Below are 14,743 nucleotides of genomic sequence, written 5' to 3'. Positions count from 1 at the left end.
TGGCGGCTCAGGCCACGCGCATCCCGGCCAGCGGGCACGGGCCGCACCGCTGTTCGATGATCTCCTCGATGCCGTCGTGGCAGGTGGCGCAGGTGCCGCCGGCCGCGGTGGCGCTGCTCACGTCGTGCACCGTCGTCGCGCCGGCGTCGACCGCGGTCTCGATCTCGTCGTCGGTCACGGCGTGGCAGATGCACACGTACACGCGTTCGCTCCGATCGACGACGGCCGGCCAGCTTAGGCAAGCCTCACCATACCCCACGGGATCCCAATCCGGCTCGTTCCGCCCGCCGACCGCCGACCGCCGACCGCCGACTGGCGACTTTCGCGCCGACTGGCGACCTGTAGCTCGCCAGTCGGCGCCCAAATCGCCAGTCGGCGTCGGAAGTCGCCAGTCGGCGTCGGAAGTCCCCAAATCGCCAGTCGGCGTCGGAAGTCGCCAGTCGGCGGGGGTGGGGCGGCGCGGGGAAGCGGGGTGGAGCGTCTCGTCCGGGTGTGGTGACAGGGGGATGAGAGGCGGCGTCCGGCCCGGTCCGATCCCGGCCATAATGACCCCGATCGGGACGACGTACGTGCGGGACGACGCGAGCCAGGAGTGCGCAGATGGTTGACGAGCCGCCGGAGCGGGACTCGGAGATCCGGCGACGCGCGGCGTGGTTGCTGGGCATGTTGGCCCTGGTCGCGGCGCTGTTCGTGACGCTGATGGTGACGTTCTTCAACGGCTCGGGCGGCGACTCGGACTCCGACGATCTGGCCGGCCCCACCACCGGACCCACGGCGACGTCGTCGGCGACCTCGTCGTCGGCTTCCGCGTCGCGCTCGACGCGCTCGTCGGGCACATCGCCGTCCTCCGACACGGCCGGGACGCCGTCGGGCGGGGCGAGCGGGTCGGCCACCGGCCCGTCCGGGTCCGGGTCCAGCGGCGCCAAGAAGGCCTCCTGCCCGTCGGACGACCCGTGCGCGCTCGACAGCGACGTCGGCGATGCGCTGAAGGCGATCAACGACTACCGCACCGACAACGGCAAGGACGCGGTGAAGGGGTCGGTCTCCGACGCCGCGAAGAAGTGCGCCCTGAGTAACGGTGGCGACTGCTCGGGGGGTTGGGCGGAGACCCAGGTGCCCGCCGCCGACGGCGGCAAGGCCGTCGAGAAGATCAAGCAGTTCGGCAAGCTGCTCTCGGACATGAAGTCGATCGAGCTCGGCTGGGCGTACGACCCCGGCGCGAAGCAGTACTACTTCGCGATCGTGCGCCAGGACTGACGCCGCGGTCGCGGGTGGGGAGCGGTCTCCGCGACGCCGGGCGCCGGGGCCGATAGGGTCGCAGGCGTCCGCACCGCCGCGTCCCAGGAGTAGCCGTGACCGTCAGTCTCACCAAGGGTGGCAACGTCTCCCTCACCAAGGCGGCGCCGGGTCTGACCGCTGTCGTCGTCGGCCTCGGGTGGGATGCCCGCACCACCGACGGCGCCCAGTTCGACCTCGACGCGAGCGCGATCGTGTGCAACGCCGACGGTCGGGTGCTCACCGACAAGCACTTCATCTTCTTCAACAACCTGACCTCGCCGGAGGGCGCGGTCTCCCACTCGGGTGACAACCTGACCGGCGAGGGCGGCGGCGACGACGAGCAGGTCACCGTCGATCTCGGGTCGCTGCCGGCCGAGGCCGCGCGCATCGTGTTCCCCGTGTCGATCTACGAGGCCGGCGCCAGCGGCCAGTCCTTCGGGCAGGTCCGCAACGCCTTCATCCGCGTCGTCAACCGCGCCGACAACGCCGAGATCGCCCGCTACGACCTGTCCGAGGACGCCTCCACCGAGACGGCGATGATCTTCGGGGAGCTGTACAAGAACGGCGCCGAGTGGAAGTTCCGGGCCGTGGGTCAGGGCTACAGCGCCGGCCTGGCCGGTATCGCCGGCGACTTCGGCGTCAGCGTCTGACCCGTCCGGCAGCATCGACCGCGCGGCGACCTGCCACGACGGTCCGCCAACTCACCGCATCGGAGGAGCACATGAGCGTCAGTCTCAACAAGGGCGGCAACGTCTCGCTGACCAAGGAGGCCCCGGGCCTGACGGCCGTCCTCGTCGGTCTCGGGTGGGACGCCCGCACCACGAGCGGGCAGGACTTCGACCTCGACGCGTCGGCGTTGCTCGTCGGCAGCAACGGCAAGATCCTGTCCGACCAGCACTTCATCTTCTTCAACAACCTCACCAGCCCGGACGGCTCGGTGGAGCACACCGGCGACAACCTGACTGGCGAGGGCGAGGGCGACGACGAGGCCATCAAGGTCAACCTGGCCGGCGTCCCCGCCGAGGCGGAGAAGATCGTCGTCACCGTGTCGATCTACGACGCCGAGGGGCGCCAGCAGTCCTTCGGCCAGGTGCGGAACGCGTTCATCCGCGTCGTCAACCAGGCCGACAACAACGAGATCACCCGCTACGACCTGTCCGAGGACGCGTCGAGCGAGACGGCCATGATCTTCGGCGAGCTGTACCGCAACGGCGCCGAGTGGAAGTTCCGGGCCGTGGGCCAGGGCTACAGCACCGGCCTGCGCGGCATCGCGCAGGACTTCGGCGTCAACGTCGGCTGATCGGGTCGGGCCGCCCGCCGGCACCGGCGGGTAGCCCGACACCACCCTCAACTCGCGGGAGCGCGCGTGTTCCTCCGTACCTTCGGTTGGTCGTTCGGCATCGCCGTCGTCGGCCTCGTCCTCGGCTTCCTCTACGGCGGCACGACCGGACTGGCGCTGACGGCGATCCTCGCGATCCTCGAGGTCTCGCTGTCGTTCGACAACGCCGTCGTCAACGCGACGGTGCTGGTGCGGATGAGCCCGTTCTGGCAGAAGATCTTCCTGAGCATCGGCGTGATCATCGCCGTCTTCGGCATGCGGCTCGTGTTCCCGCTGCTCATCGTCGGGATCACCGCGAAGCTGAACCCGGTCGAGGCCGTGCGGCTCGCGCTGGAGAAGGGCAAGCCGGAGGATCCGGGCACCTACGGCTACCTGCTGCACCAGGCCCACCCGGCCATCGCCGCGTTCGGCGGGATGTTCCTGCTCATGCTCTTCCTCGACTTCGTCTTCGAGGAGCGCGAGATCACCTGGCTGACCTGGCTGGAGCGGCCGCTGCAGAAGATCGGCAAGCTCGACCAGCTCTCCGTCGTCATCGCGCTGGCCGTGCTGGCCGTCTCGGCCTACACCTTCGGCGAGCAGGCCGACACCGCGACGCATCAGCGCATCTCGACGGTGCTGGTGTCGGGCGTGCTGGGCATCGGCACCTACCTGCTCGTGAACGGGCTCGGCGAGTTCTTCGACGTCGACGAGGACGAGGACGAGGACGGCGACGAGACCACGCCGGCGAAGCCGAAGGCGACGCACGTCGTCGGCAAGGCCGCGTTCTTCCTCTTCCTGTACCTGGAGGTGCTCGACGCGTCGTTCAGCTTCGACGGCGTGGTCGGTGCGTTCGCCATCACGTCCGACCCGATCATCATCGCGATCGGCCTGGGCGTCGGCGCGATGTTCATCCGCTCTCTCACCGTGTTCCTGGTCAAGAAGGGCACGCTGAGCGAGTACGTCTACCTCGAGCACGGTGCGCTCTGGGCCATCGGCGCCCTGGCGGTCATCCTGCTCGTCACGATCGAGTACGAGGTGCCCGAGGTCGTCACCGGCCTCATCGGCGTCGGCTTCATCGGCCTGGCCTTCGTGTCGTCGCTGGTGCGCAACAAGCGTGCCGACGACGCGCCCGACCGGCAGCCCGAGGCCGTCGAAGTCTGACCGCTCCACCCGCCCCAGGAGGCATCGCAATGGGAATCGACTACACCAAGCGACCGGCGAGCCCGCCGCCCGCGCAACCCCCGCCGCCGCAGCAGGGTGGCTACCCACCGCCTCCGCCGCCGCAGCAGGGCGGTTATCCGCCTCCTCCGCCGCAGCAGGGTGGCTACCCACCGCCTCCGCCGCCGCAGCAGGGCGGTTACCCGCCGCCCCCGCCGCCGCAGCAGGGCGGTTACCCGCCGCCGCAGCAGCAGGGCGGTTACCCGCAGCAGGGTGGCCAGCCGCAGCAGCAGCCCGGGGTGTCGCTGTCGAAGGTGACCCTGACCAAGTCGGCGCCGGCGGTGTCCCTGCGCAAGCACGGCGGTCAGGGTGGCGTACTACGCGTCAACCTGAACTGGAACGCCCGCCCCCAGCAGCAGAAGGGGCTGTTCCGCAAGAACACCCAGCTCGACCTCGACCTCGGCTGCCTGTACGAGTTCGCCGACGGCAGCAAGGGGGTCGTCCAGGCCCTCGGCAACGCGTTTCAGGCCGACATGCGCACCACCGGCGAGGTGCTCATCAGCCTCGACGGCGACGACCGCTCCGGTGCCGTCAGCGGCGGCGAGAACATGTCGATCAACCTGCAGGACGTCGCCAAGATCCGGCGGGTCCTCGTGTTCGCCCTCATCTACGAGGGGGCGGCGAACTGGGCGAGCGCCGACGGGCTGCTGACCATCTACCCGGTCGGTGCGCCGCCGATCGAGGTGCGCCTCGACGACCCGCGTGACGGCGCCCGCATCTGCGCCGTGGCGCAGCTGATCAACAACAACGGCGAGCTCGTGATCCAGCGTGAGGTGAACTACCTCAACGGCGCCCAGCGCGCGCTCGACGAGGCGTACGGCTGGGGAATGAACTGGACCGCCGGTCGCAAGTAGGCCGTCCCGGAACGTCCGCGGGGGCACCGCACGTTGGCGCGTTAATCTGATCCGTACGCATCGAGAGCCACATCGAGGAGTCGCGACATGTCCGAGTTGGACCTGGGTTCGACCGCCACCCCCGCGGGCACACCGGCGGCCGCGCCGGCCGGCGGGCTCGTCCTCGCACCGCCGGCACCCGTGCAGGTCGTGAAGGACGAGCAGGTCGCCGGGGCGGTGCCCCTCGAGGACGCGAAGAAGACCGAGCTGGCGCAGCGTGCCTCGGCCTTCGCCAACGAGCTCGCGGGCATGGACCACCGCACCCCCGAGTTCTCGCAGAAGCTCGACACCATCACCTCGATGGGGGACAAGGACCTGCGCGCGTCGGCGAACGTCTCCAACCGGATGCTCGACCGTCCCGCCGCCGTCATCAAGGCGCAGCAGGGTGCCGGCGGCGACGCGCAGACCCGCGTCGCGTCCACGCTCAACGAGCTGCGCAACGTCGTCACCGACCTCGACCCGAACCGCGCCGATCTCACCGGGGCGAAGCGGGTGCTCAAGTGGATCCCGGGCGGCGACCGGATCCGCAAGTACTTCCAGAAATACGAGTCGGCCCAGACCCAGCTCAACGCGATCATCAAGTCCCTCGAATCCGGCCAGGACGACCTGCGCAAGGACAACGCCGCGATCGAGACCGAGAAGCAGAACATGTGGACGACGATGGGCAAGCTCAGCGAGTACAACCAGCTCGCCGGTGCCCTCGACGAGGCATTGACGCAGAAGGTGGCCGAGTTGGAGGCCGCCGGCAACAGCGAGGCCGCCAACACCCTGAAGTCCGACGCGCTGTTCGCGGTACGGCAGCGGCGGCAGGACATCATGACCCAGATGGCGGTGTCGGTGCAGGGTTACATGGCCCTCGACCTCGTCCGCAAGAACAACCTCGAGCTGATCAAGGGCGTCGACCGGGCGCAGACGACGACGGTGTCGGCGCTGCGCACCGCGGTGATCGTCTCGCAGGCGCTGGCCCGGCAGAAGCTCGTCCTCGACCAGATCACGGCGCTGAACACGACGACGTCCAATCTGATCGAGTCCACCTCGCAGCAGCTGCGGGTGCAGGGCGCGCAGATCAACGAGCAGGCCGCGAGCAGCACCATCGACGTGCAGAAGCTGCAGGCCGCGTTCGACAACGTGTTCCAGACGATGGACGCGCTCGACACCTTCCGCTCGCAGGCCGTCGACAGCATGTCGCAGACGGTCACCGCGCTCGAGGGGCAGATCGAGCGCGCGAAGCCCTACCTCGAACGCACCCGACAGCAGGAGGGCAACACCGCCGAGTTCGGCGCGGCGAACCCGAACCAGTTGCCCGGCCGCTGACGCGGCATGGCTTCGTGGTTCCGCCGCGGGCGCCAGGAGACGCCGCCCGACGGGCCGGCCCCCGCGGCCGGCCCGGGCGGGACCGACCCCGACGACTCGCCGGAGCGGTTGCTGGGGCGGCAGTGGGAGCTCGTGCGCTTCATCAATGCCAACGCGGGCTCGCTGCCCGTCGAGGCGGTGGTGCTCGCCCGCGGCATCACCGACACGATCCGCGAGGTGATCGACACCTCGGCCGACCGGGATCTCGACGTCTACACCGTGGTCTCCATCAACGGCATCGTCGGTGACTACCTGCCGACGACGCTGCGCACCTATCTGGCCCTGGACGAGTCGCTGACCGACCGCGTCGGGCCGTCCGGACGCACGCCGCGGGCCGCCCTGCGCGAACAGCTCGACGCGCTGTCGAGCGCCGGTGACGACCTGCTGGCGGCGGCCCGCGACCACGACGTCGACGCGATCTTCACGCAGGGCAACTTCCTGCGGACCAAGTTCAGCCGATCCGACCTCGATCTCTAGGGTTGACAGCACGATGGCCGAGATGACACGAGGCGCGAACGTCTCGCTGACGCGCGAGATCCCCAACCTGCGTGGGCTCGTGCTCGGGGCGAAGTGGAATGCCGGGTCCGAGCGCGTCCTCGACGACAACCTGGTGTTCGCGGCGCTGTTGTGCGACCACAGCGGGCGGGTGCGCTCGGATCGCGACTTCGTCTTCTTCAACCAGATCGCGTCGGCCGAGCTGTCGGTGCAGCAGCTGGAGCAGGCGCTCGGCGACGACAACGTGCAGATCGAGGTCGACCTCGCCGCCGTGCCGGGTGACATCGAGCGGATCGTCTGCGTGCTGTACGTGAACGAGGGCCCCGCGCAGCGTCGCACGCTCGGGCAGCTGCGCTCGTGTGCGATCCGGGTGCTGAACCTCGACGGCAACGCCGAGCTCGTCCGGTCCGAGGAGCTCGCCACCGGTTTCGACCGGGAGACCGCGGTCGCGTTGGGGGAGGTCTACCGGCATCGCGCGTCCGGGCAGGACGAGTGGAAGTTCAAGGTGCTGGGCCAGGGCTACTCCCAGGGCATCGGCGGCATCGCCAGCGACTACGGCGTGCCGCTGTGACCGGCGCGCCGTGATCACCGACCCCAGGTTCGCGCCCGCCCGAGCCGATCTGACCTTCCTGCGCCGCCGCGGCCGCCCCAAACGAGCGGCGACGCCCTCGGCTCCGGCGGCGTCCGAGCCAACGACGCGTGCGGCGGCGGAGCCGACACCGACGCCGACGGCGGCACCGACGGCACCGACGGCACAAAGCGGCACGCCGACCATCGACTACACCCGGCGGGACCGCACCCCGGCCGGGCACGACGCGGTGGACTACCACCATCACGGCGCCGCCGCCCCGCCGGGCGCCACAGCCCCGGCGCCTGCCGCGCCACCGGCGGCACCGGCGGCACCGGCGGCACCGCCGCCGGCGTCGAGCAGCTCACTGGACCTCTCCGACCCGCCCGCGCCGACGGCCTCCTCGTCCGCCCCCGCGGCGCCGCCCGCTACCCCGGCGACCGCCGGACCCGCGGTGTCGCCGCCCTCGGCGTGGGAGCGCAGCCACGTCGCGCGCGTCGGCGCGGGCGAGCAACGGATCCTGACCGTCGCCGACCCGACGGTGACGCTCACCCGGGTGCAGTCCGGCGTGGGGTCGCTCGACATCGAGGCCGTGTGCTCGGCCGAGGTCGGCGACCTCCGGCTCGGCGCGGCCTACCAGCTGCGCTCGGGCGGCAGCGGCGTGGTCCAGCACGCCGACGGCAGCCGATTCGGGCCGTCGTCGCGCCGACCGGTCCTCGTCGGTTCGCGTGAAGAGTACGAGCGACTGGGAATCGACCTGCGCCAGACGCGCGACCTCGAACGGCTCGCCGTCTACGCGTATTCGCAGTCGCGCGCCGAGCTGCGGTGGGGCGGCACCCTCGTCCTCACCCTGTTCGGCGGCAGCCGGCTCGAGGTCCCGCTCGAACGCCTCTACGCCGGGCGGATCGCGATGCTGACCACGATCTACAACATGGACGGCGAGCTCGTCGTCCGTGCCGAGCTCGAGACGATCGACGGCGACGTGCGCGAGGCGGCCCGGGCCTACGGCTTCGGGCGCATCACCTGGCGCGACGGACGCACCCCCGTCGACTGATCGTTCGCACCCTCGCGGCCGGGTGGCGCGATCGTCCTGCGTCTCGGGTGCCGGGCGTCGTGTGGTGCCGGAGGATCGACAGGACGGATCAGGGGGCGGTGGCGTGCCGGGCGCCGGGGTCGACGAGCTTCTTCACCGTCCGGGCCTTGTGGAACTCGCCGATGGCGCGCATCTCCCACGAGCCGTCGGGTTGGCGGCGCAGCATCGCCATGAGGACCGCGCTCGCCGGCTCGGAGTCGGTCAGGTCGAAGCGGACGAGCTCGGTGCGCGTCTCGGCGTCGACCAGGCGGCAGAAGGCGTTGGCCACCTCGGTGAACTTCTGACCGCCGAACGAGGTGATGGTGAAGACGAGGGACGCGACCTGGGGCGGCAGCGCGGACAGGTCGATGTCGATCCGCTCGTCGTCGCCCTCGCCCTTCCCCGTCAGATTGTCGCCGGTGTGCCTGATCGCGCCGCCGAACTCCTTGAGGTGCATGAACCAGACGATCTCGAGCTTCTTGCCGGCCTGGTCGTACGCGACGACCGACGCGTCGAGGTCGATCTTCTTGCCGCGCGCCGCGGGGTCCCACCCGAGGCCCATCGTCACGCGGCGCAGCGGCGGCGCGCCGGTCTTCACCAGGCTCACCCGCTGGCCCTTGACCAGGCTGACCCGCCCCTTGTCGAGGTTGACTGCCGGCGACGGCGCCCCCGGCGGCGGGGGTGGTGGCGGGTACTGCGCCGCGTCCGGCGGTGGCGGTGGGTACTGCGCGGCGGGCGGCGGCGGTGGGTACTGCGCGGCGGGCGGCGGCGGTGGCGGTGGGTACTGCGCGGCGGGCGGCGGCGCCGGTGAGTCGTCGACGCTGATGCCGAAGTCGGTGGCGATCCCGGCGAGCCCGGAGTCGTAACCCTGCCCGACGGCGCGGAACTTCCACTGCCCGTTGCGGCGGTAGAGCTCCCCGCTGACGATCGCGGTCTCGCTCCCGGCGTCGAGGGCGAACTCGGCGAGCGGGGCACCGGAGGCCAGGTCGGTGACGACGAGACGCAGGTCCGGCACCTGGCCGAACGTGCCGCCGTCGGCCGACGCGGCGAGCACGACCCGTTCGACGGTGCCCGGCAGCGCGGCGAGGTCGACGTCCAGGGCGTCGGCGGTGCCGTTCTTGCCGAGGTGGCGAACGGCGCCGCTCGGGTGCTGCGGCTGGTTGAAGAACACGAAGTCGTGGTCTGCGGAGACCACACCGGAGGCTTCCAGCAGCAACGCCGAGGCGTCGACGTCGGGCACGCCGGCGCCGCCGCGCCACGAGAGCACGGCGCGCACCGCCGGGGCGTCGATGGGCAGGTTGCCGCCTTTGGCGATCGTCGTCATGGTCGCAGAGTCTCCTACTCGGCTGTGCGGCGTCGAGGCGCGCGTGGTCAGCGGGGCGGCCAGGGCGCGTCGAGGTCGAGGGCGTTGCCGGCCGGGACGCGCGGTGCGGCGGGTGGTGCGGACGGCGGTGCCGCAGGTGGTGCCACCGCAGGTGCGGCCGGTGCCGCAGCGGGAGGCGGGGCCGCAGCGGGGAACGGGGTCACAACGGGAGGCGGGGTCGCCGCGGGAGGCGGCGCCGCGGGAGGCGGCGCCGCAGCGGGCGACTCGGCGGTGCTGATCCCGAAGTCCCGCGCCAGCCCGGCGAGCCCGGACGCGTACCCCTGGCCGACGGCGCGGAACTTCCAGGTGTCGCCGCGGCGGTAGATCTCGGCGCAGACGAACGCGGTCTCCTCGGTGGCGTGCATGGCGAACGTGGCGACGACGGCGCCCCCGGTCAGCTCCGTGACGACGACCTCGAGCCCCGGCACCTGACCGAACGTCCCCCCGGTGGCGGACGCGGCGACCACCACCCGGTCGGTCGTCGCCGGGAGTCGCGCCGGGTTTACGTCGATCGGGTACTCGGTCGCGGTCGCCCGCGCGACGACGCGGACGGCGCCCGACGGATGCTCGGGCTGGTTGTAGAACACGAAGTCGGCGTCGGTCGCGACGACGCCGGAGGACTGCAGCAACAGCGCGGACGCGTCGACGTCCGGGATGCCCGCCGTCCCGCCCGCCCACCGCAGGGTCACGCGCACGGGCCCGGCGGGCAGGGTGAGGTTGCTGCCCATCTGCATCTGGGTCATGCCCCCGGATCGTGCCAGAACACCGTGTGCCGCGACGCCACACCGCGGACATGTCGGCGTGGCATCATGCCGCGGATGCGGCACTTCGACTACCTCGGCGAGGACGACCGGGAGCGCCTCTTCCTGCGCCGGCCCGAGGAGTTCGGCCCCGCCGACGACCTCGCACTCGTCGGCGTGGGCCTGGGGGCGACCCTGTACTGCCCGGGTACCCGGCCCGCGCTCGCCCGCGACATCGTGCGGCGGTCCGCGCAGGGCGTGACGAGCGTCGTCGTGTGCCTCGAGGACTCCGTGCCCGACGGCGAGCTCGCGGCCGCCGAGCACAACGTGGTCGCGCAACTCCGGGAGCTGGCCGCGGCCGCCGACCCGACGACGCTGCCGATGATCTTCGTGCGGGTCCGCCACGACGGGCAGGTCCCGACGCTCGTCGCCGCGCTCGACGACGCGGTGCGCGTGCTGACCGGTTTCGTGGTGCCCAAGTTCGACGAGGAGACCGGCGTCCCGTTCCTCGAGGCGGTCGTCGCCGCGAGCGGTGCCACTGGTCACCGGCTGCTCGTCATGCCGGTGCTCGAGTCACCCCAGGTGGCCTACGTCGAGTCGCGGATCGACAACCTGCTCGCCACGCGGCGCCTGGTCGACAAGTACCGGCACCTCGTACCCGCGGTGCGCATCGGTGCCACGGACCTCTCGGGTGCCTACGGCCTGCGCCGCTCGCCCGACCTCACGGTGTGGGACGTCCGCGTCGTGGCCGACGCGATCTCGGCCGTCGTCAACGTCTTCGGCCGGGTCGCCGGTGGCTCGTACGTCGTCACCGGCCCGGTGTGGGAGTACTTCGCCGCGGCGGAACGCCTGTTCAAGCCGCAGCTGCGCGAGTCGCCGTTCGTGGCGCACGCCGACCGCGGGCTCCGCTCGGAGATCATCGGTGCCGACCTCGACGGCCTGCTGCGCGAGATCGTCCTCGACCGCGCCAACGGGCTGTCGGGCAAGACGGTGATCCACCCCCGGCACGTGGCGGCGGTCCACGCCCTGTCCGTGGTCACGTCCGAGGAGTTCGCCGACGCGACGGACGTGTTGGCCACCGACGGCGCGGGCGGGGCGGCCGCGTCCAGCTACGGCAACAAGATGAACGAGAGCAAACCGCACACGGCGTGGGCGCAGCGGACGCTGCTGCGGGCACGGACGTTCGGCGTGGCGCGGGAGGAGACCTCGTTCGTCGACCTCCTCGACGCGAGCCTGCACCCGTAGGCCAGGCTGTCGGGCGTGGACGGGACGTGGGACGGCGCGTGGGTCGCCGAGCGGTTCGGGGTGGCGCTGCGCACCGCCGTCGGCGCGGGTCGGCCGCTGCCGGAGCTCGTGGGGCTGGCCCTGCGACGCAACCCCAAGCGCGCCCACCTGCTCGTGTCCACGGTCCTCGGCAAGCACGTGCCGGTCGATCCCCGCACGGTCCACGGCGCCGGTGTCGATCTCGGCGTCGCGGTTCGCGCGGTCGTCGGGACCCTGGACGTCGCGGTGCTGGGCTTCGCCGAGACCGCGACCGGCCTCGGCCACTGCGTCGCCGAGGCACTCGGCGCGCCGTACCTGCACTCGACGCGCCGGCGGGTCGCGACGGCCCGTGATCTCGCGGCCTTCGAGGAGGCGCACAGTCACGCCACCGGGCACCGTCTGCTGCCCGAGGACCCCGAGCTGCTGAGTCGTGCCGAGGTGGTCGTGCTCGTCGACGACGAGTTGTCGACCGGGCGGACGGCCCGCAACACGATCGCCGCGCTCCACGCGGTGAGCCCGCATCGTCACTACGTCCTGGCCACGCTGGTCGACCTGCGCGACGCGGCCGACCGGTCCGCCATCGCGGACTTCGCCGCCACGCTCGGCGTCGCGCTCGACGTCGTGTCGCTGTCGGCCGGCTCGGTGGAGTGGCCCGCCGACTTCCCGAGCCGGGCCGCGGAGCTCACCGCCCGACCCGATCGTGGAGCGACATGCCGCCCGGGCGAGCAGACGAGTCCACGATTCGTCGTGGCGCACGGGTGGCACGCGCCCGACGGCGGGCGGCACGGTGTCACGTTTGCGCAGACCCGCGCTATGCGAGCCGCGGCCGCACGGGTGGCGGCGCAGCTCGCTCCCGATCTGGGTGACGACGTGCTGGTGCTCGGCACCGAGGAGCTGATGTACGCCCCGACGCTCATCGGCGTCGAGCTGGCGGGGCAGGGTGTGCCGGTGCGGGTGTCGAGCACGACGCGATCACCTGTCATGGCCCTCGACGAGTCCGGGTACCCGATCCGCAGCGTGCTCTCGTTCCCCAGCCACGACGAGGCGGACGACGGACCCGGCACCCGCTACGCGTACAACGTCGCGCGCGCCGAGCCGTGGAGCGACGTCGTCGTGGTCGTCGACGAGGACGGCGACACCGCAGCGCTGCGCACGGGGCTGCTGGCGCAGCTGTCGGCGACCTGTCATCGGCTGCACGTCGTTGTGCTCCCCACCCGCCGACCGCTGCCCGCGCCGTTGCGTGGGCCCGCATTCGGCAGCTACGCCGCCGACGAGGTGTCGTGGCTGTTGACCGACCTGTCCGCGGTCGTGCTGGAGGCGCCGACCGAGGAGCGGGAGGAGGCGATCCAGTCCGGGGGCGCGCACTACGCCGAGTCGTTGCCGGTGGAGTACCAACCGGACGAGGCGTACCTGCGGTTGTTCGAGACGGCGCTGGACGCGAGTGCCGAGCGCATCGCGCACGCCGTCGGCGTCGTGACCGAGATCGTGCTGGCCGAGCGCGGCCCGGGCGTGGTGCTCGCCTCGCTCGCGCGGGCCGGCACGCCGGTCGGTGTGCTGATGCGCCGGTGGGCGGCCTACCGGCACGGGGTCGACGTGCCGCACCACGCGGTGAGCATCGTCCGCGGGCGGGGGATCGACACGGTCGCGCTGCGCTGGCTCGCCGCGCACCACGACCCCGCCCAGGTCGTCTTCGTCGACGGCTGGACCGGCAAGGGGGCGATCGCGCGCGAGCTCGCGGCCGCGCTCGCGACTGCGGCGGCCGAGCTGGGCGTGGCCTTCGACCCCGCGCTGGCCGTCCTCGCCGACCCGGGCTCGTGCGTGCGGACGTTCGGGACCCGCGAGGACTTCCTCGTACCGTCCGCCTGCCTGAACTCGACGGTCTCCGGCCTCGTCTCACGCACCGTCCTGAACCGACGGGTGCTCGCGCCGGGCACGTTCCACGGCGCGAAGTTCTACCGCGAGCTGGCCCCGGCCGACGTCTCGCACCGCTTCCTCGACGCCGTCACCGAGCGCTTCGCCGACGTCACCGCGCGCGTAGACGCCGACTGGCCGGTGCGGCAACGCGCCGACCGCACCCCGACGTGGGCGGGCTGGGCGGAGATCGAGCGCATCAGCGCCGAGTACGGGATCGGCGACGTCACCCTGGTGAAGCCCGGGGTGGGGGAGACGACGCGGGTGCTGCTGCGCCGCGTGCCGTGGGCGGTGCTGGTGCGCGCGGGCGCCGCCGAGGACCTCGCGCACGTGTTGCTGCTGGCCGAGCAGCGTGGCGTTCCGGTGCACGAGGTGCCCGGCCTGACCTACCGGTGCGTCGGGCTCATCCACCCGCGCTTCACGCGCGGCGCCACCGGCGCGGACGGGCGGACGGCGCGGTGACGCTCGTCGCGACGGACCTCGACCGCACCCTCGTCTACTCACGGGGCGCCATCGAGGCCTACGGCGGCGGCGACGTCCCCGTCGTCGCGGTGGAGCGCTACCGCGACGCCGACGCGTCGTTCATGACCGCACGGGCCGCGACGAGCTTCGCCGGGCTGGCCGAGCGCGCCGTGGTCGTCCCCACGACCACTCGCACGCCCGAACAGCTGGCCCGCATCACGCTGCCGGGCCCGCCGCCGCGGTACGCCGTCGCGGCCAACGGCGGCGTGCTGCTCGTCGACGGCGAGCCGGACGACGCGTGGCGTCGCGACGTCGGGCGGCGGCTGGCCGGCGCCGCCGCGCTGCCGGAGGTACGCGCCCACGTCGCGGCCGCGTGCGACCCCGGGTGGACGCTGTCGGTGCGCGAGGCGAGCGAGCTGTTCTGCTACGCCGTCGTCGACCGCGCCGCCCTGCCGGCCGGGTTCGTCGCCGCCGAGACGGCGTGGGCCGACGCGCGCGGCTGGCAGGTGTCGCTGCAGGGCCGCAAGCTCTACTGGGTGCCCCGGCCGCTGACCAAGAGCGCTGCGGTGGCCGAGATCGCGCGGCGGGCCGGTGCCGGACACATCCTCGCCGCCGGTGACTCGCTGCTCGACGCCGACCTGCTGCTCGCCGCCGACGCGGGCATCGCGGCCCGCCACGGCGAGCTCGTCGCCGCTGGTTGGCACGCCCCGCACGTCGTGGTGACCGAGGCACAGGGCGTGCTGGCGGGCGAGGAGATCGTGGCCTGGTTCGTCGCTCGCGTCGGTGACGCCGTCCCCATCCGCTGAGCG

15 protein-coding genes are annotated in these 14,743 nt (G+C 72.2%); 12 read left to right on the top strand and 3 right to left on the bottom strand.

Annotation, left to right across the window (positions count from 1 at the left end; genetic code table 11):
* Positions 1 to 7: 7 nt before the first annotated feature.
* On the bottom strand, positions 8 to 544 hold the full coding sequence (locus tag BUE29_RS23320; RefSeq protein ID WP_084180584.1) for a (2Fe-2S)-binding protein: 537 nt from the start codon (positions 542 to 544) through the stop codon (positions 8 to 10).
* A 56-nt stretch (positions 545 to 600) separates the two neighbouring features.
* Here BUE29_RS23320 and BUE29_RS01100 point away from each other — a divergent pair, with 56 nt between their 5' ends.
* The 9 genes from BUE29_RS01100 (at position 601) to BUE29_RS21725 (ending at position 8,177) form a co-directional block, all read left to right on the top strand.
* Entirely contained in the window at positions 601 to 1,257 is a 657-nt protein-coding gene (locus tag BUE29_RS01100) for a hypothetical protein (protein ID WP_073384902.1), read from the top strand.
* A 95-nt stretch (positions 1,258 to 1,352) separates the two neighbouring features.
* Complete coding sequence (locus BUE29_RS01095; RefSeq protein WP_073384900.1) at positions 1,353 to 1,928, top strand: TerD family protein; 576 nt, start codon at positions 1,353 to 1,355, stop codon at positions 1,926 to 1,928.
* Positions 1,929 to 1,999: 71 nt separating this feature from the next.
* The gene (locus tag BUE29_RS01090) at positions 2,000 to 2,578 is read left to right on the top strand and encodes a TerD family protein (RefSeq protein ID WP_073384898.1); all 579 of its coding nucleotides are present in this window, start codon (positions 2,000 to 2,002) and stop codon (positions 2,576 to 2,578) included.
* 66 nt (positions 2,579 to 2,644) lie between these two features.
* Positions 2,645 to 3,757, top strand: coding sequence for a DUF475 domain-containing protein (locus tag BUE29_RS01085; protein WP_073384897.1), 1,113 nt, complete (start codon positions 2,645 to 2,647; stop codon positions 3,755 to 3,757).
* A gap of 29 nt (positions 3,758 to 3,786) precedes the next feature.
* On the top strand, positions 3,787 to 4,668 hold the full coding sequence (locus BUE29_RS01080) for a TerD family protein (protein WP_234971300.1): 882 nt from the start codon (positions 3,787 to 3,789) through the stop codon (positions 4,666 to 4,668).
* 87 nt (positions 4,669 to 4,755) lie between these two features.
* Positions 4,756 to 6,021 carry a toxic anion resistance protein gene (locus tag BUE29_RS01075; RefSeq protein ID WP_073384895.1) on the top strand — a complete coding sequence of 422 codons (1,266 nt, stop codon included), beginning with the start codon at positions 4,756 to 4,758 and terminating at the stop codon, positions 6,019 to 6,021.
* Positions 6,022 to 6,027: 6 nt separating this feature from the next.
* Positions 6,028 to 6,537, top strand: a complete 510-nt coding sequence (locus BUE29_RS01070; RefSeq protein ID WP_073384893.1) for a hypothetical protein — start codon at positions 6,028 to 6,030, stop codon at positions 6,535 to 6,537.
* Between the two features lie 22 nt (positions 6,538 to 6,559).
* Positions 6,560 to 7,126, top strand: coding sequence for a TerD family protein (locus BUE29_RS01065; protein ID WP_200799977.1), 567 nt, complete (start codon positions 6,560 to 6,562; stop codon positions 7,124 to 7,126).
* Positions 7,127 to 7,136: 10 nt separating this feature from the next.
* On the top strand, positions 7,137 to 8,177 hold the full coding sequence (locus tag BUE29_RS21725) for a hypothetical protein (RefSeq protein WP_143167915.1): 1,041 nt from the start codon (positions 7,137 to 7,139) through the stop codon (positions 8,175 to 8,177).
* 88 nt (positions 8,178 to 8,265) lie between these two features.
* On the opposite strand, the gene BUE29_RS23315 is transcribed toward BUE29_RS21725, so the two are convergent.
* Together BUE29_RS23315 and BUE29_RS01045 are read right to left on the bottom strand one after the other, a co-directional pair.
* Complete coding sequence (locus tag BUE29_RS23315; RefSeq protein WP_073384886.1) at positions 8,266 to 9,519, bottom strand: TerD family protein; 1,254 nt, start codon at positions 9,517 to 9,519, stop codon at positions 8,266 to 8,268.
* A gap of 47 nt (positions 9,520 to 9,566) precedes the next feature.
* Entirely contained in the window at positions 9,567 to 10,301 is a 735-nt protein-coding gene (locus tag BUE29_RS01045; RefSeq protein ID WP_073384885.1) for a TerD family protein, read from the bottom strand.
* Between the two features lie 75 nt (positions 10,302 to 10,376).
* Between BUE29_RS01045 and BUE29_RS01040 the strand changes: the two genes are divergently transcribed.
* From BUE29_RS01040 to BUE29_RS01030, 3 genes are read left to right on the top strand one after another with little or no spacing between them, the layout of a single operon-like run.
* Entirely contained in the window at positions 10,377 to 11,543 is a 1,167-nt protein-coding gene (locus BUE29_RS01040) for an HpcH/HpaI aldolase/citrate lyase family protein (RefSeq protein WP_073386706.1), read from the top strand.
* 15 nt (positions 11,544 to 11,558) lie between these two features.
* The gene (locus BUE29_RS01035) at positions 11,559 to 13,934 is read left to right on the top strand and encodes a phosphoribosyltransferase domain-containing protein (RefSeq protein WP_073384883.1); all 2,376 of its coding nucleotides are present in this window, start codon (positions 11,559 to 11,561) and stop codon (positions 13,932 to 13,934) included.
* Entirely contained in the window at positions 13,931 to 14,740 is an 810-nt protein-coding gene (locus BUE29_RS01030) for an HAD family hydrolase (protein WP_073384881.1), read from the top strand. The genes BUE29_RS01035 and BUE29_RS01030 overlap by 4 nt, the downstream gene beginning before the upstream one ends.
* Positions 14,741 to 14,743: the final 3 nt, after the last annotated feature.

Source organism: Jatrophihabitans endophyticus (assembly GCF_900129455.1).
GTDB classification, from domain to species: Bacteria; Actinomycetota; Actinomycetes; order Mycobacteriales; family Jatrophihabitantaceae; genus Jatrophihabitans; species Jatrophihabitans endophyticus.
This window is presented reverse-complemented; position numbering and strand designations above follow the sequence as displayed.

What these genes read in the sequence shown, in the direction of transcription:
- BUE29_RS23320 (WP_084180584.1), bottom strand. Translation starts at nt 544, where the DNA reads ATGGCCGGGATCGGACCGGGCCGGACGCCGCCTCTCATCCCCCTGTCA.
- BUE29_RS01100 (WP_073384902.1), top strand. Translation starts at nt 601, where the DNA reads ATGGTTGACGAGCCGCCGGAGCGGGACTCGGAGATCCGGCGACGCGCG.
- BUE29_RS01090 (WP_073384898.1), top strand. Translation starts at nt 2,000, where the DNA reads ATGAGCGTCAGTCTCAACAAGGGCGGCAACGTCTCGCTGACCAAGGAG.
- BUE29_RS01080 (WP_234971300.1), top strand. Translation starts at nt 3,787, where the DNA reads ATGGGAATCGACTACACCAAGCGACCGGCGAGCCCGCCGCCCGCGCAA.
- BUE29_RS01075 (WP_073384895.1), top strand. Translation starts at nt 4,756, where the DNA reads ATGTCCGAGTTGGACCTGGGTTCGACCGCCACCCCCGCGGGCACACCG.
- BUE29_RS01070 (WP_073384893.1), top strand. Translation starts at nt 6,028, where the DNA reads ATGGCTTCGTGGTTCCGCCGCGGGCGCCAGGAGACGCCGCCCGACGGG.
- BUE29_RS01065 (WP_200799977.1), top strand. Translation starts at nt 6,560, where the DNA reads ATGACACGAGGCGCGAACGTCTCGCTGACGCGCGAGATCCCCAACCTG.
- BUE29_RS23315 (WP_073384886.1), bottom strand. Translation starts at nt 9,519, where the DNA reads ATGACGACGATCGCCAAAGGCGGCAACCTGCCCATCGACGCCCCGGCG.
- BUE29_RS01045 (WP_073384885.1), bottom strand. Translation starts at nt 10,301, where the DNA reads ATGACCCAGATGCAGATGGGCAGCAACCTCACCCTGCCCGCCGGGCCC.
- BUE29_RS01040 (WP_073386706.1), top strand. Translation starts at nt 10,377, where the DNA reads ATGCGGCACTTCGACTACCTCGGCGAGGACGACCGGGAGCGCCTCTTC.